12 protein-coding genes are annotated in these 15842 nt (G+C 70.6%); 3 read left to right on the top strand and 9 right to left on the bottom strand.

All coding sequences use genetic code 11. The features are described from left to right. Positions 1-33 precede the first annotated feature (33 nt). Together FS882_RS08450 and FS882_RS08455 are read left to right on the top strand one after the other, a co-directional pair. The gene (locus FS882_RS08450) at positions 34-1926 is read left to right on the top strand and encodes a beta-glucoside-specific PTS transporter subunit IIABC (protein ID WP_158372632.1); all 1893 of its coding nucleotides are present in this window, start codon (positions 34-36) and stop codon (positions 1924-1926) included. A gap of 80 nt (positions 1927-2006) precedes the next feature. Then, a complete protein-coding gene (locus FS882_RS08455; protein WP_187365218.1) occupies positions 2007-2861 on the top strand; it encodes a PRD domain-containing protein in 855 nt (284 codons plus the stop codon). 65 nt (positions 2862-2926) lie between these two features. Here the strand turns inward: FS882_RS08455 and FS882_RS08460 are convergent, their stop codons facing one another. The 3 genes from FS882_RS08460 to FS882_RS08470 form a co-directional block, all read right to left on the bottom strand. Beyond that, complete coding sequence (locus tag FS882_RS08460) at positions 2927-3955, bottom strand: protein NO VEIN domain-containing protein (protein ID WP_187365219.1); 1029 nt, start codon at positions 3953-3955, stop codon at positions 2927-2929. 182 nt (positions 3956-4137) lie between these two features. Next, positions 4138-5232, bottom strand: a complete 1095-nt coding sequence (locus FS882_RS08465; RefSeq protein WP_158372635.1) for a DNA cytosine methyltransferase — start codon at positions 5230-5232, stop codon at positions 4138-4140. 56 nt (positions 5233-5288) lie between these two features. Beyond that, positions 5289-6410 carry a DNA cytosine methyltransferase gene (locus FS882_RS08470; RefSeq protein ID WP_262348156.1) on the bottom strand — a complete coding sequence of 374 codons (1122 nt, stop codon included), beginning with the start codon at positions 6408-6410 and terminating at the stop codon, positions 5289-5291. Positions 6411-6489: 79 nt separating this feature from the next. On the opposite strand from FS882_RS08470, the gene FS882_RS08475 reads away from it, so the two are divergent. Continuing rightward, on the top strand, positions 6490-7008 hold the full coding sequence (locus FS882_RS08475) for a very short patch repair endonuclease (protein WP_262348157.1): 519 nt from the start codon (positions 6490-6492) through the stop codon (positions 7006-7008). Here the strand turns inward: FS882_RS08475 and FS882_RS08480 are convergent. The 6 genes from FS882_RS08480 to FS882_RS08505 all read right to left on the bottom strand — a co-directional run bounded on the left by FS882_RS08480 (position 6953) and on the right by FS882_RS08505 (position 15708). Beyond that, positions 6953-7717, bottom strand: a complete 765-nt coding sequence (locus FS882_RS08480; protein WP_158372636.1) for a DUF6339 family protein — start codon at positions 7715-7717, stop codon at positions 6953-6955. The genes FS882_RS08475 and FS882_RS08480 overlap by 56 nt on opposite strands. After that, positions 7714-8613, bottom strand: coding sequence for a hypothetical protein (locus tag FS882_RS08485; RefSeq protein ID WP_187365220.1), 900 nt, complete (start codon positions 8611-8613; stop codon positions 7714-7716). Before FS882_RS08485 ends, FS882_RS08480 begins: the two co-directional genes overlap by 4 nt. Continuing rightward, positions 8610-10499 (bottom strand): hypothetical protein, encoded by a 1890-nt coding sequence (locus FS882_RS08490; RefSeq protein WP_158372638.1) that lies wholly within the window; start codon positions 10497-10499, stop codon positions 8610-8612. Before FS882_RS08490 ends, FS882_RS08485 begins: the two co-directional genes overlap by 4 nt. Beyond that, positions 10496-11509, bottom strand: a complete 1014-nt coding sequence (locus FS882_RS08495) for a PD-(D/E)XK motif protein (protein ID WP_158372639.1) — start codon at positions 11507-11509, stop codon at positions 10496-10498. The genes FS882_RS08490 and FS882_RS08495 overlap by 4 nt, the downstream gene beginning before the upstream one ends. After that, positions 11506-14133, bottom strand: a complete 2628-nt coding sequence (locus FS882_RS08500; RefSeq protein ID WP_158372640.1) for a Z1 domain-containing protein — start codon at positions 14131-14133, stop codon at positions 11506-11508. Before FS882_RS08500 ends, FS882_RS08495 begins: the two co-directional genes overlap by 4 nt. 348 nt (positions 14134-14481) lie before the next feature. After that, positions 14482-15708, bottom strand: coding sequence for an aldose epimerase family protein (locus FS882_RS08505; RefSeq protein ID WP_222848173.1), 1227 nt, complete (start codon positions 15706-15708; stop codon positions 14482-14484). Positions 15709-15842: the final 134 nt, after the last annotated feature.

A 15842-nucleotide genomic window follows, 5' to 3' on the forward strand; every position in this document is an offset into this window, starting at 1 on the left:
CGCTGCGCGCTGCGACCGGTTCGAGGAGGAATCGTGGCAACGGCCAGCAAGTACCAGACGATCGCGGACGACGTCCTGCGCGCGGTGGGCGGAGTCGAGAACGTCGTCTCCGTGACGCACTGCGCCACCCGGCTGAGGTTCCGCCTCAAGGACCGCGAGCGCGCCGACAAGGCCGCCGTCGAGGCGACCCGCGGCGTCATCACCGTCGTCGAGGCCGGCGGGCAGTTCCAGGTGGTCATCGGCAATACGGTCAACAGCGTGTTCGAGGCCGTCGCCGCCAGCGGCGTCGCGACGGAGGCGGCGTCCTCCGGCGGGTTCCTCGCGCGGGCCATCGACCTCGTGACGAGCATCTTCACGCCGTTTCTCTGGGTGCTCGCCGGGACGGGCCTGATCAAGGCGTTCCTCGCCGTCGGCGCGCGGATCTCCCCCGAGTGGGGCGAGTCGTCGACGTACGCGATCTGGTTCACCGCGGCCGACGCGATCTTCCAGTTCCTGCCGATCCTGCTCGCGATGACCGCGGCCAAGCGGTTCAAGGCCAACGTCTACACGTCGGTGGCGATCGCCTGCGCGCTGATCTACTCGGCGACCCTCCCGGTGATCCCCGGCGCCGACGGCACCGAGCTGACGCTCGACGCCTTCGCGGCGGGTGGCGGCGAGCTCACGTTCCTCGGCATCCCGGTCGTCATGATCAGCTACCTGTCCGCGGTCATCCCGACGATCCTCGCGGTCTACGCGCAGTCCCACCTGGAGCGGCTGCTCGCCCGGTTCGTGCCCGACGCGCTGCGGAACTTCGTCACCCCGATGGTCACGCTGGCCGTCATCGTCCCGGTCACGTTCCTCGCGATCGGACCGGTGTCCGACATCGTCGGCCGCGGGCTGTCGAGCGGCATCAACACGATGTGGGACCTGAGCCCGGCGGTGGGCGGCGCGCTCATGGGCGCGCTGTGGCAGGTGTTCGTCATCTTCGGCGTCCACTGGGGTCTGACGCCGGTGATGCTGCAGGACATGGTCACGCAGGGGTACTCGCTGCTGACCGGACCCCTGTTCCCCGCCGTCCTCGCCCAGGCCGGTGCCGCGGCCGCCGTGCTGATCAAGACGCGCAACCGCGACCTCAAGGGCGTGGCCGGACCCGCGACGATCTCGGCGTTCCTCGCCGGCATCACCGAGCCGGCGATCTACGGCGTCACGCTGCGGCTGAAGAAGCCGTTCATCTACGCGTGCATCGGCGGTGCGGTCGGCGGGTCGATCGCCGCGGCGGGCGGGTCCGCGGCCGAGGGCTTCATCCTGCCGGGCGCGATCACGGTGACCGCGACGATGGGCATCGGCAACTTCACGATGCAGCTGATCGGCACCGGGCTGGCGATCGTCATCGCGTTCGCGCTGACCATGACGCTCGGGTTCACCGACATCCCGAACGCGCCCGCCGCCGAGACGCCGGAGCCGCCGCACGCGGCCGGCGGCGACGTCGCGACGGCGCTCCGGACGCGGGTCGTGCTGGCACCGGTCGCCGGACGGGTGATCGCGCTCGACGCGGTGCCGGACGCGGTGTTCTCGTCCGGCGCGCTCGGGCCGGGCGCCGCGGTGGTGCCGTCCGCTGGACGCGTGGTCGCACCGGTCGACGGCGAGGTGCTCACCGTCCTGCCGCACGCGTACGGGCTGCGGACCGTCGACGGCGTCGAGGTGCTCGTGCACGTCGGCCTCGACACCGTCCGGATGGCGGGCGAGGGGTTCGCCCCGGGGGTCGCGCCCGGGTCGCAGGTGGTCGCCGGCGAGCTGCTGGGCGAGTTCGACCTCGCCGCCGTGGTGGCTGCCGGCTACGACCCCAGCACGGTCGTCGTGGTGACGCGATCGCCGGACGGGGTCGCCGTGACGGCGGCCGGCCACGGCTCGGTCGGCGCGGCCGACGTGCTGCTGCGGATCGGATGAGCCGACGAGCCGACGGCCCGGGTGGCGGTGGTGAACCGCCACCCGGGCCTCCCGGGGACGGACCGCGTCGAGGAGGACGCATGCGCGTGGTGCGGGTCTTCAACAACAACGTCCTGCTGGCCGACGACGGCACGGGCGCGGAGGTCGTGCTGATGGGCCGGGGCATCGGGTTCCAGGCCAGGCCCGGTGACGCCGTCCGGGAGGACGACGTCGAGCGCACGTTCGTCGCCGGCGGGTCGACCACGCCCGAGCACATCGCGGCGCTGCTCGAGGACATCCCCCCGTCGGACCTCGACCTGGCGCAGCGGATCGTCGACGAGGCGCGGGCCGAGCTCGGGCCGCACATCACCGCGCACGTGCTGATGCCGCTCGCGGACCACCTCTCGTACGCGCTGCGCCGGGCGCGCGCGGGGACGGAGATCGCGTACCCGCTGCAGTGGGAGGTGCTGCACCTATACCCGAGGGAGGTGGCGTTCGCGCGGCGGTGCCTCGCGGAGGTGGCGTCCTCGACCGGGGTCCGGCTGCCCGACCTGGAGGCGGTGCCGTTGGCGCTGCACTTCGTGAACGCGCAGCTCGGGGGCGAGGACGGCGGGGAGATGGCGCGGACGTTCGAGATGACCGAGGCGTTCGCGGCGGCGCTCGGGATCGTGCGGGCGCTGCACGGGTGCGTGCTGGACGAGGAGTCGCTGGAGGTGGCGCGGTTCGTGACGCACCTGCGGTACCTGTTCGTGCGGCAGGCGCGGGGGGAGGCGGTGCCCGGCGGGGGTTCGGGGGCGGTGCTGCGGGAGGCGGTGCGGGGGGAGCATCCGAAGGCGTTCGCCTCGGCCTCGGCGATCGGCGCGCTGCTGCGGGAGCGGTTCGGGTGGAGCGTGGGCGGGGAGGAGGAGCTGTACCTGGCGCTGCATGTGGCGCGGTTGACGGGAGCGGTGGGGTGACCACCGCGGCAGGACGAGCGGTCTGTACTCTCCGAGACCTCGTTGCAGCATTCCGCCGCGAGCGGTCAGGCGGTCTCGCTGCTCCCGGGAAGTGAGTACGCAAACTTCATTGCCTTCAGCGCGTCTTCGACCGGAGACCAGTTCGTCCATACCCGGAGCCGCCCTCCAACGGCATCGACGACCTCGTTCGACCCGTCGCGCACCGGGACGATGCCGTCCACCACGATCAGGTCGACCACCGGGAAATCTCCGGCGTGGATCACCTCGTTGATCGTGAGCTCGACGGTGTCGATGGTGAGTGAACTGCCCTTCACCTCGCAGTGACGCACGACCCCGTCGACGACTACCTCGATGTCGTACGGCGCCCCTACCTCGCGATACTCCGTTCCGCCGAGCGCTTCGTAGTACTCACGTGCGACGTCGAGCGATCTGCGCTCCATTACCAGGCGCAGCTTCGGGTCCGAAGCTCGGGTGACGCGGCCGCTGGCGGCCCGCGTCCCGGGCTTCTGGAAATCCTCCGCCACCGTGACACTGAGCGGTTCGACGGCGCCATCGATACGAGCACCGGCCGCCCCTGGGATGACATCGAAGAGCTGCACGGGGAACTTGACGAAGTAGGCCTGGGTCGCCCGGATCTCCTGGGACTCAATGGGCCGCTCGGCGCCGTAGCGAGTGAAAGGGAAGTACAAGGTCCCCGGATGCAGGTTGCCGAGCGCCTCGTCGACCGTGGTGATCTCGTCCAGCAAGGGCAGCAGCTGCGCAGCCGTGATGGGAGGGAAGCGATGAAGCCCTCCGAGTTCGGCCCTCCAGCCGGCTGTGGTCCGCTCCTCGCCATGACGCGGAGTCCACGTGTACTCGGGGACGACGACCGGGTAGGCGACGACTTCGGACCACCCCACCAGCGCCGACGTCGTACCGATGGTGGACCAATGAAGCACCCGGTCGCCGGGCTGAACCTGGCTGACCAGGTCGTAGCCCCACGTCAGACGCTCGAGCTTCGGGCTCTCCAGCGGTCCGCCCACGTCGGGACGGGCGGAGATCTCCATCCAATACCGCTGATTCGGGTCCTTCGTCCACCATGCGTTGAGTGCCACGCGCGACATACTGGACCTTCGTCGCAATCGGGTCCATAACCGGCTCCCGTGCTTGAGCCACCTGGGTGAATCAACCCGACATCGACGGATCGGTGATGAGCGCCTGGCGGTCAACGTGCGCACGGCTCGCCCGTACCAAGACGCGCCTCCGTGACTTTCTGCGTGTAGGGCTTGCGACCCGGCTAAAGCACCTGCGCCAGATGCGTGCCGAGCGCCGCACCGAGCCGAACCGGCACGGCGTTCCCGATCTGCCGCGCGATCTGGGTGCGGTCCCCGACCCAGCGGTAGTCGTCCGGGAAACCCTGGAGTCGAGCCGCCTCCCAGTGCGTGATCGCGCGATGCTGTGTCGGGTGCAGGAAGCGGCCCTTCTCGGGCTTGAAGAACTCGGTCCGGACGGTGACCGACGGCTTCTCCCAATCCAGCCGCCCCATTACGTCGCTCGCACTGCGGGGGTTGTTCCGCCAGCAGTCCATGCTCAGCTCGTCGGGGAGATCCAGTCGGCTACCGCCGTAGGGCACCGCCCGGAACCGCTGTTGGTACAGCGGACTCCAGTCGCGGGTGATGTGCAGGTCCTGCCCCTTGAAGGGGCCGGGCAGCCACGCCCCCCCGAACGGAGTCCGGCGGGGCGGCAGCGACAGATCGCCGGCGAAGGGCCGTATGCCTTCAAAGGCATCACGGACCGTCGCGCGGTTGCCGACCGCTGCCGTCGGGTGGCCCGGGTGCGCGACGTCGCGCCGGACCCCGATCACGATCACCCGCTTGCGGACCTGCGGAGCTCCGAAGTCCGCCGCGTTGAGCACCGCGGCACGGATGTCGTAGTCCGCGAGCTCGCCGCCTGCGAACGCCTCGACGAACGCCGCGTACTCACCGGACTTGAGGAAGGCCGGGACGTTCTCCATGACGAAGGCCCGGGGCATCGCACGCCGGACGACCTCGGCGTAGGGACGCCACAATGTGTTGCGCAAATCCGACGGGTCGCGTTTCCCGAGGGTGGAGAACCCTTGGCACGGCGGACCGCCGAGCACGAGGTCCGCTTCCGGCGTCGGCTCGTCCTGGAGCCATCGCCGGATGTCACCGGCATAGACGACGGGACCGAAGTTCTGCGCGTAGGTGGCCGCCGCAGCCACGTCCATCTCGACCGCACGCACCGTCGCGTAGCGGTTGCTGCCGTGGTGAAATCCCAGGCTTAATCCACCTGCGCCGGCGAATAGATCCAGCACCCCGATCCCGTTCCCCGACGACCGGTCGCCGTCCGACGGCGGGAGCAAGTTCAGCATCTCGCGATCGTAGGCGGGCAGAAGCGACTTCGGGACGCCGCGCTGCGTTCCCGTGGCTAGTCCATGGCCTCGGCTGCACTCAGGAGCCTGCGCCCGATCGCCGCTGCGAGCGGGATGGGCACCGCATTACCGATCTGCCTGGCGATCGCTGTCTTGGACCCGATCCACCGGTAGTCCTTCGGGAACCCCTGCAGGATGGCGGCCTCGAAGTGCGTGATCGCGCGAGGCCGTACCGGGTGGAGGTACCGGCCCTTCTCCGGCTTGAAGAACTCGGTCCGGATCGTGACGGCCGGCTTGTCCCAGTGGAGCCGCCCCATGACGTCTCCCGAGCCGGACGTGTGGCCGATCCAGCACTTCGCCTTGAGCTCGTCCGGGAGGTCGAACCGGTTTCCACCGACCGGGATCGCAGCGAAGCGCTTGAGGGAGATGGGCCGGTAGTCGCGCCCGATGTGCAGCTCGGTCGACTCGAACGGACCGGGCATCGCCGCTCCGACCGCTGTCAGCGTGGTGCGCCCCGGCAGCTCGGTCGTCTCGGGTTCCCCCTCCACGTCGGCGAACGCCTGCGCGACCGTCCGGTGCCTCCCGACGTGCGTCGGCTCGGGCCAGCCCGGGAAGTCGAGCTCAGCGCGGTGCCCGATAAGGACCGCACGCTTCCGAGCCTGGAACGCGCCGTAGTCGGCAGCGTTCAGCACGCGGGCCTCGAAGCGGTAGTCCGCCAGCATGCCGCCCGGCGAGCAGGCTGCGATGAACTGCCGGTACTGGGGCGACTTCATGAACGCGGCCACGTTCTCCACCACGAAGTACTTCGGTCGCGCCTTGACGATCGTCTTCGCGTACTCCATCCAGAGCGCGTTCCGGTCGTCCTCGACGTCCTGCTTCCCGAGCGTGGAGAAGCCTTGGCAGGGCGGGCCGCCGACGATCACGTCGACCTCGGGCACGCCCTCGTCCTGGACCCAGTCCTGGATCGCCTTGACGTGCACCTGGGTCTCGGGGTGGTTGGCCGCGTAGGTGGCCGCCGCCGCGGGATCCATCTCGACCGCCGCGACCGTGGTGAAGCCCCCGACCTCGTGGAGCCCGGTGGTGATGCCTCCGGCCCCGGCGAAGAGGTCCAGCACGGTCAGCGCGCGCGTACGGCCCTCCGGCAGGACCGAGTTGTCGCGATCCTGCATGACGGTCATGGAGGAAGGATACGTTTGAGCCACTGACACGGCCGACAGACTCGCCGGCCACCGCCGCGTACCAGGAGGTCAGCGCTCGGTGACGGGAGACTCGGCCGACATCCCGGCTCCCACGCGCCACGTCGCGGTCCCGAGCTCCGCGAGCGTATCCGCCCGGATGTCGCGTCAGGGTCGTCGTGACACCGTCCCCGAGCTCGCGCTCCGCCGCGAGCTGCACCGCCTCGGCCTCAGATACCGGGTCGACCATCCCCTGCCGGGCATGCCTCGGCGACGCGCCGATGTCGTGTTCACTGCCGTCCGCCTCGCGGTGTTCGTGGACGGGTGCTTCTGGCACGCCTGTCCCGAGCACGCCACGCAGCCCGCGGCGAACGCCCCCTGGTGGGGCGAGAAGCTGAAGGCCAATGTCGCGCGTGACCGCGACACCGACGCCCGCCTCACCGAGCAGGGGTGGTGTGTGCTGCGCTTCTGGGAGCACGCCGACATGCGCGCCGCCGCCGACACGGTGGAGGACACCTGGAGGCGGCGGCGAGGCGACGCCGGCCTCAGCCCGTCAGGTTCGCGATCGACACCGCGCGCTCCCGCAGCACCAGCGCCCTGAGCTGCTCGTCATCCAGCCAGTCGAGGTCCAGGAACGCGGTCAGGCGCAGCAGCCGCTTCAGCAGGTCTCGAAGGACGTCCCGCCCGACGGCGTCGGTCGACTCGGCGGTCACGCGCACCACGGTGCGGACGAGCGACGGCGTCGCCGCGACCGACCGCCGGCGAGCCATCACCTGGTCGAGATCGGCCTCCCCCAGCGCCTCCAACATCCAGTAGGGGTCGTCGTGCCGCGTGCCGTCCCGCAGCACGTGCGCGCGCCACCAGAGCCGGGCGAGCGCGTGCCGCGTCAGGTCGGTGCCCTTGTACCGGTCGGCCACGTACCTGCCGTCGTCATTCGGCGGGAAGCGCCAGACGCAGACGTCGGGAAGCAGCACCAGCGCCAGGTAGGCCCACACCTGGCGTTGCGAGGCCTCGCCCGCTGTCAGCCCCATCCGGGCGTGCAGGATCCGCGCGACGCGACGGTCGAACCCGTTGCGCGCCTCGAGACCGGGTCGCTCCGGGAAGCCGTGCTCGACCGCGGCGCGGCGCACCTCGTCGCGCAGGACCAGCAGCTCGTCGCGGTGGACCCGCATCCCTCCCGACGCTGCGTAGACGGCCCGCGCCGTCGTCAGCGCCTCCGGCGGCTCCGCGGCGCCCGCCGAGGTCTCGGGGAGGCGCGTGAAGAGCGCCTCGGTGTCCGCGGGGAGCAGACGAGGGTAGAGAGTGCTCACGATGACGTCCTCGGGAAACGGAGAGAGCTCTGCGCCTGCGCACGGACCCGGGACGGGTCGTGCCGACGCTCGTCACGGAGCCTGAGCACGGCGTCGGTGACACCCTCTCCGGGAAGGCTCAGGAACGATCGGATCAGGTTGGTGACGAGCTCCCCCGTGGACAGCTCGCCAGCGTCGTCCTGGGTGGGCTCGTACTCCTCGTCGTCGAGCGCGCGACCGACGAGGTCGCACACCACGTCGACCGTGAGCGTGTCCCAGAGGGACGCGGCAGCCGTGTTGCCCGGGTCGAGCGCGTCGGCGACGGCGCGGTTGTCCACGTTGAGCAGGACGAGGAGGTTGCCCATCGCGGGCGCTGCCCAGTCGGACCCGTCGAGGCTCACGTACCAGGCGGCCGCCGCCGGAAGGCCCTGTTCGGAGAACCGGACCGGGGCGATGGGCAGCAACCCGCCGCTGCCCTCGAGCGCCAGCTTCGTGGTGTCGTTCCACAGGACGCTTCCCGCGCGTCGAGCGGTGAAGCCGCCGACCTCCGCCTCGTCGACGCGCACGAGCGTCGTCTCCAGGACCAGGTCCCCGGCGAGCTCACGCCCGTCCACCGGCGCCACGAGCAGGACCTGCGCCCAGCCCGTGGTGGCGTCCGGTACCAGCGGCTCGAGCACCGCGGACCGCCGGACGTACGACCCGGTCGCCCAGTAGCGGACGTGCAGCGCGAGCGGCACCTCCGGGTCCAGTCCCGCGTCCTTGACCGTCTTCAGGACGTCGACGCGGACGACGCGCTCGAACTGCAGCAGCGACTCGTAGTCCCACCCGGGCAGCACCGTGGTGACCGGTGATCCACTCAAGGTCCACGACTCCGGCGCGACCGACGAGCTCGGTACGGGATAGGGCAGAGCTCTCACGACACGCTCTCCGCCCACTCGACGTCGATCTCCACCGCGGTGTCCTCGACGGGACGCGCGAGGAGCTCGATCTCCTCCGCGACGACGTCGATCTCGCTGCCGCTGATCACGGACCCGTCCTCACGCCGCCAGCCGACGACCTCCGGCTGCCCGGAGGATGCAGGCGCCGACGTCTCCACGCCCTCGCCCGTGACGACCCCGATCAGGCCGCGGACCCGACCGGCTGAAGCGGTGCGGACGCGCTGGACGAGCAGCCAGGTCCCGTCCAGGTTCTCGAACCGCGGGCTCTCGAGGAGCTGCGGACGACGGGCCCTGCCGCGCCGGGCCGGCGGCTCCGACGGTCCTCCGGTGGCGGCGCCGCCACCGCCCGAACCGCTCCGCCCGCCGGGACCCGGCGCCGGCGGCGCAGTGGGGGGCGTCGCGGAACCGTCCTCGCCCTCCAGCGGGGCCCCGGATCCGACGCCGGCCAACAGGAACCCGAGCCGCTGGGACACCGCACCGACCGGGGTGCTCTCGACGACCCTCGGCGCGTGCTTCGGCCCCGCGAGCTCGGCACACCGCTCTCCGACCCTCCGCCGGGCCACCCGGACGAACGTCGCCTCGTACCCCGCCAGCTGCGCGTCGACCCAGGCGTCGTGCGTCGGGGGCTCGGACCGCGAGAACACCGTGTCCAGCGCGTCGTCCACCTTGAAGACTCCTGCGTACCCCAGCTCCGGGTGGGGCTTGGCCTGGCCCTGGTAGTAGCCGACGACCAGGTCGGGTCGTCGCATCAGGGCGATGTGGTGCGGCGCCGTGTCGCGTTCCAGTCCAAGCTCCTCCGCCGCTCGGCTCCGCACCCGAGCACCGAGCGTGGTCTCGGCCGCGAAGTGCCCGAGGAGCCGGCGCGGGTTCTTGCACAGGATCTCTGTGTCGGCCCCGTGGCCGGCTGCTCGACGGTAGGCGGTGGCGAAGTGCGCGAGCGTCGCGTTGGTGGACTCGTCGGGGACCGGCACGCGTTCACCGTTCACCGCGACCGAGACGTCCATGCGCGGCGAGCGGTCCTCGAGGGTGAGGGGCCACAGGTTCCACGCCGCGGCGTCGGCCAGGAACTCCCCGGCCTCGTGCATCGAGAGCTCGGGCGCCTTGTCCTCGTCGTGCGACGGGTCGCGCAGATCCGGTTCCAGCACGACGACCGTCGTCCCGGTCGCACCGTCGTCGAACGCAGGCAGCCCGAGGCGATCGGCCATCCGGATCGCGTCCTCGTCCGTCAGCGGCTCGCAGTGGTCCACCTGCGCGTCGCCCCACCAGTGCCGGCCGGTGAACGGCCGCTGGTCGTCGTTGTACGACGCGAGCAGGGACGACCCGATGAGCCGGGTCCGGAGGATGCCCGACTCGTCCTTGAACCGGGTGTGGATGAGCACCGTGCCGACGCGGCTCGCGAGGAAGAACGCCCCTTTGCCGTACCCGTAGGTCCCACCACCGCCGTCGGTGTCCTGCTTCTCCCCGGAGTTCAGCACGAACGAGAGCCAACCCCGGTGACCCGGCTCTGCGAACCGGTCGGACCGCGTCGGCCCGCCCAGGCCGCTCGTGCCGCGGTCGACGACGGCGAGGTAGCGGATCGTCGGACGGCGGAGCACCTCGTTCAGGCTGAGCAGTGCGCCAGCCTCGCGCGGCGCCCCTCGCAGCAGCTCGCGCCAGGCCGGCATGTGCGACGGGCCGACAGCGCGGAGGTCGAGTGAGAAGCGGACCCGGCGCGACTCCTTAGCGTCCCACGAGTTCTGCGCCGCCTCCCGGACCAGAACCGTCAGGACGGACAGCTCGGGCCGGCCGAGCTGGTTGCGGAGGCCTTCCGCGGTGATGCCACCCGCCGGCGAGAACGGCTGGGAGAACCACGAGGGCTCGGTCATCGCTGCTCCAGGAATGCCGTGAGGAGATCCTCGACCGGATCGGGCTCCGCGGCCACGACGTCGAGGTCCACCAGGTACTCGACGGCGCCGACGCCCGCCGGCACGGCGTGGCCCTGGAACCGGCCGGGGTGGATCGCGGGGAAGGCGTCGTCGACGCGGTACCACCGCTGTTCGACGACCTCGAACCGCGCGGCTGCGATGTCCGGCTCGGATGTCGCAGGGAGACCGAGCCGGTCCAGGCGGTCGAAGACCGCCGCCGCCCCGCCGCGCTCGAGGCAGCGCTCGATCAGCTCGACCAGACCGATCCCCTCGCCCGCACCGACCGCACGGAGCCGGAACCAGACGAGGCCCAGGGCCCCGCCCGCCGGGGGCTCCAGCTGGTCCGTGCCGTGGATCCGGATCAGACGCCCCTCCTTGGTGAGGCTCGCCTTCACCTCGATGGCGTGCCGGGAGGACCGGAAGTCCTGCGCCTCGCCCAGGGGGCCGGACCAGTACGACGCCGCCTGGCCGTCGAGATCGAGCAGCTGGTCGAGCACGAGGAGCTCCGCTGTCAGCCCACCGAGACGCGGTGTCGTCCACGGACGGGAGCCCGCGCCGAGCAGCGCGCGCCAGTCGTCGAGGTGCGTCGCGACCGCTGCACCGGGATCCACCGGTCCCGCCAGCAGCGCCAGGCAGACGTCCGCTGCCAGTCCGGTGAAGACGCCGCTGAGATCGGGCCGCGCGCACTCGAGGTCGGCGTACCGCCGACTCCCGTCACCTGACGACAGCGGGCGCGTCGTCAGGCGGACGCCGCTGCTCGTGCGGTCCGAGACCTCCGGGGCGCCGTCCGCGATGGGGACCAGCAGGTGCCGGTGCCGGTCGGAGTCGACGCCGAGGCGGACCGTTCCGCCGCCGAGCGAGATGGCGATGTCCGTCGACGAGATGCTCGGCCCCGACGGCGCCGGCAGCTGGCCCCAGTAGTGCTCCAAGGTCCGGCGGAGCTCCGTCTCGACGTTGCTCGAACCCGTCACGAGTCGATCCCCGCCTCGTCCAGGTCCTCCGAGAGGACGGTGATGTCGGTCTCCGGGTCGGCGATCGCGCCCGGGAAGACCTTGGACAGGTCCGCGGCGACGAAGTCGTACTCCACCGTCAGGTCGACACCGACCGACGGCTGAGGGAAGACGAGGGCGACGCCCCACACGACGTCCGCGGGTGCGTCGAGCTTCACGCGGTACTGCGCGCTCGGCTTCGACACCGGGTCGATCGGGTACAGCATGACGAGGCCGGTCTCGGGCGCCCGATCCACACGCAGGCGGGAGTAGGCAGTACGACCCGTCCCGTCCCAGTCGGCCGGGACGTCCAGGTCGACCGCTTCGTCACGCGGACCGCTCAGGGTCTTGATGTCGGCGTGATCGAGGTCCTTCGTGTTCTCCAGGCGCGAACGTCGAACCATGCCGACAGTGCGGCCGTCCGGAAGCACGATCGTCTTCTCCGCCTTCGCCGGCGCGGTTCCCATCACCGCGACGTTCCACCGGTGCAGTCCGCCCGCGCGAACGCGGACGTCGATGTACTGGTCGATCAGCTCGGGGTCCGCCTCGACGGACTTCTCGTGGAACCGGTACTCGCGGATGAACGCGCGCACAGCGCTCGAGGGCAGTCCCCGCCAGAGGAGCTTGGCGGCGCCCTCGGCCTGGCCACCGACTTCCGCGGGGACGGTGTCGCCGCAGATCTCGAGGAACGAGCGGACCGCACGGTCGTTCTCGGAGAGCCACCTCGCAGCCTCCGCGCGCGGTTCGACGGGGAAGTACCGCGACTCGACGAGCTGCCCGCCATATGCAGCGGCAGCGCGGACCGCGGACGCCATCTTGATCGGCGCGGTGACCTTCATCTTCGGGTGCGAGCGGATCCGTACCGCCATGTCGAGCGGCGACTTGTGCTCGACCAGGTACCGGTCGATCTCCTTGCGCATCTCGGCCTCGACCGTGGCGAGGTGCATGAACCACTCCCGGACCTGCGAGGGCATCCAGATGCGCGGCAGGTCCGAGTAGCCCGGCCGGTAGCCGAACCACCGCCCCATCTGCAGGAGGGTGTCGTAGACGTCGGCGGAGCGGACGAAGAAGCTGACGACCAGCCCTTCGAGCGTGAGTCCACGAGAGAGCGTGTTGCCACCGACCGCGATCACCGTCTGCGGCCCGTTGTCGTAGTTCAGGCGGTCCTGACTCCGGTAGTGGTCGAGGATCACCTTCGTGTCCGAGACCACTGCGGGGAGATACGCCTCCAGCTCGTCGAACGTGACGGGGGTTTCGTCGAGGTCGTCCGCGACCACGCGTCGCGTCTCAGCGGTCCAGAGCTCACGCAACTCCGTCGTCAGCTCGCTGGTCCCGGCACTGAGCTCGGCGAGGACGTCACGACGCAGTCCGCGCAGCGGCGCCGCGAAGGAGTCGTGGACGCTCGTGTCCGAATGGGCGTGGACCAGCATCGACGAGTGCCGGACGTCCCCGTCGCGCACTCGACGCGCGGCGGTCGCGAGCCAGAACCAGAACACAGCACGCCGCAGCGAGTCCGTGATCTCCGGCGCAAATGTCGTTGCCTCGGATCGGTTTCTCGGACGCAGCTCCGGAAGCTCTTCCGCAGGGACGTCCCGGACCAGATCGAGCCCGCCCGGTACGTCCGCCGGGTCCTCTCCGTCCACGGGGTCGCGTCCGAACAGGGTCTCCGGGCCCTGGTAGGCCGACGTGCGCTCGAGGCTCAGGATGAAGTCGCGCGGGTAGAAGTCCTTGATGTCCGCCGGGTCGATGAGGAGGTTGGCGAAGGGCGTCGCGGTGTAGCCGACGTAGCAGGCCTTCGGCAGGCTCTCCATGATGTCGGCGATCAGCGGGTTGATGGTCTTGGTCGCGACGGTCGCCTGATCCGCCTCGTCGTCGATGATCAGCGTCGGCACGTTCGCCAGGTGCTCCGATGCGCTCCGGAGCCACTTGCGCAGCTTGCGCAGGACCACCGCGTTCTTCTTCACGACCAGCAGCAGCGCCTGGTCGTTGCCGGCGAGGAGGGACGCTGCATAGGCCGGCGGGACGAAGTCCCGCTCCGGGCTCGTGAGCTGGTGCCACACCGTGGGGTTCGTCGACACGATGTCCGAGACGAGGCGGAGCTGCGTCTGCGTCCTCAGCGCGTTGTGGATGCCCGACAGCACGATGAACATCCGGTAGCCGCGGTCGGCCGCCTTGCAGACGACCGCGGTGTAGTTGGAGGTCTTGCCCGACTGGACGTGCCCGACGACCAGGCCCTTCGAGGAGAACGCCGGCGTCGCCGGGTGGTCGAGCATCGCGACCACCTTGCTCGACGCCCTGTCGATCTTGGCCGCCGACTCCTCGCCGATCTTGCGCGCCAGCCGCTTCTCGAGCGGCGGCCAGTTCACGTCGTCCGGTCGCGGCCCGGTGTACCAGGGGACCCGACCCTCGCGTGACAGCCCGAGCGGCTCGCGCAGCTGGACGATCTGCTGCGCCTCGAGGTCGTGGCGGGTGAGCAGGGCCTCCAGCCTGTCCTCGGGCAGACCCATCACCCGAAGGTTCTGGATCGCCTCGTGCGGCTGCGACTGCGAGGCGAGCGCCTGGAACGCCTTCCACGCCGCGTCCTCAGCGACACCGCCACCACTCATGCTCTTCTCCCCTGTCGAGCGACCCCGCGTCGGCGCGGACCTACCTCTGCGTGCTCCGGAATCGAACAACCGACTTCACCGATCGCGACGGCACACTAACGGCGCGACGACACTCGATCGGCGATGTGCTCCGACCTGTGAGTCGTGTCGCCCGCCGGATGCTCCAGTCGAGTGATGAGTTCGCTACCGATCGTTCTCGATCCCACGGCCGCGGTGACTCGTCCGAATCGGCTACGTCGGCACGATAGGCGTGCACACGGCTCCCCGTCCTTGAATCGCGCAGGAAGTTGGGCGTCAACACGACAACGCCGGTCCCCCGGAGGAACGGGGGACCGGCGTTGCAACAACTCAGCGCCGCCCGCGCGACAGATCGAACACCGTGGTCGTGTCGTACGTCTCCCCCGGTCGCAGCGTCGTGCTCGGGAACTGCGGCTGGTTCGGCGAGTCCGGGAAGTGCTGCGTCTCGAGCGCCAGCCCGTCGGACTGCCGGTACACGTGCCCGCCGGTGCCGACGAGCGTCGCGTCCAGGAAGTTGCCCGAGTAGAACTGGATGCCCGGCTCGGTCGTCCACATCTTCAGCGTCCGCCCGGAGTCCGGGTCACGGAGCTTCGCCGCCAGCTGCAGGCTGCCGTCGTCTGGCCGGTCGAGCACCCAGTTGTGGTCGTAGCCCTGTCCGAACAGCAGCTGCTCGAACGGCTCGCGGATGCGCTCGCCGATCGGCGTCGCCGACCGGAAGTCCATCGGCGTGCCGGACACGTCGGCGATCTCGCCGGTCGGGATCAGGGTCGAGTCGACCGGCGTGTAGCCGCTGGCCGGCAGCGTGAGCTCGTGGTCGAGGATCGACGACGTGCCTTCGCCCTGGAGGTTCCAGTAGGTGTGGTTCGTCAGGTTCACGACCGTCGGCGCGTCCGTCGTTGCGGTGTAGTGGATCTCGAGCTTCTGGTCGCGGGTCAGCGTGTAGGTGACCTGGACGTCGAGGTTGCCCGGGTAGCCCTCCTCGCCGTCGGGGCTGAGGTAGTTGAGCTGCAGGCCGACCGTGCCGTTGCTCTGGATCGGCGTGGCGGTCCAGACCTTCGTGTCGAAGCCGTTGAACCCGCCGTGCAGGCTGTTCGGGTCGTTGTTGATCGGCAGCTGGTACGTAGAGCCGTCGAGCTCGAACTGGCCGTTGGCGATGCGGTTGCCGTACCGGCCGATGAGGGCGCCGAAGTACGGGCCCGGGTTGTTGTTGTCGAGGTAGCCCTGCAGATCGGCGAAACCCAGGACGACGTTCACCGGATCCTTGCGGCCGTTCGGGACCTCGAGCGACTGGATGATGCCGCCGTACGTGAGGATCCGGACGGTCATGCCGCGGTTGCTGAGCGTGTACCGCTCGACGGCGGTGCCGTCCTCGGTGGCGCCCCACGGCTCGGACGTGATGGTGGCGGTGTCGTGGTGGCCGCCACCCTTGTCCCCGCCCCAACGGTCGGTGGTGTCATCGGCCCCCAGAGCGGCGGGACCGCCCGAGACGAGCAGTGCGGCGACCGCGAGCGGGACTACGACGCCCACGAGCCCGCGACGGAGTTGACGCATGCGCATGTGACTCCCCCTTGTCCACGTCGGCCGGCGCCGCCCCCTGGGACGTCGGTGTCCCGCGGCGCGGCGACCCTGGCGCGTGACGTGGAGGGGGTCGGGGGCCCGGAGGGGCGGGGCGGTCGGGATCGACGCTAGGC

Source organism: Cellulosimicrobium cellulans, from assembly GCF_007679345.1.
Lineage (GTDB): Bacteria > Actinomycetota > Actinomycetes > Actinomycetales > Cellulomonadaceae > Cellulomonas > Cellulomonas cellulans_A.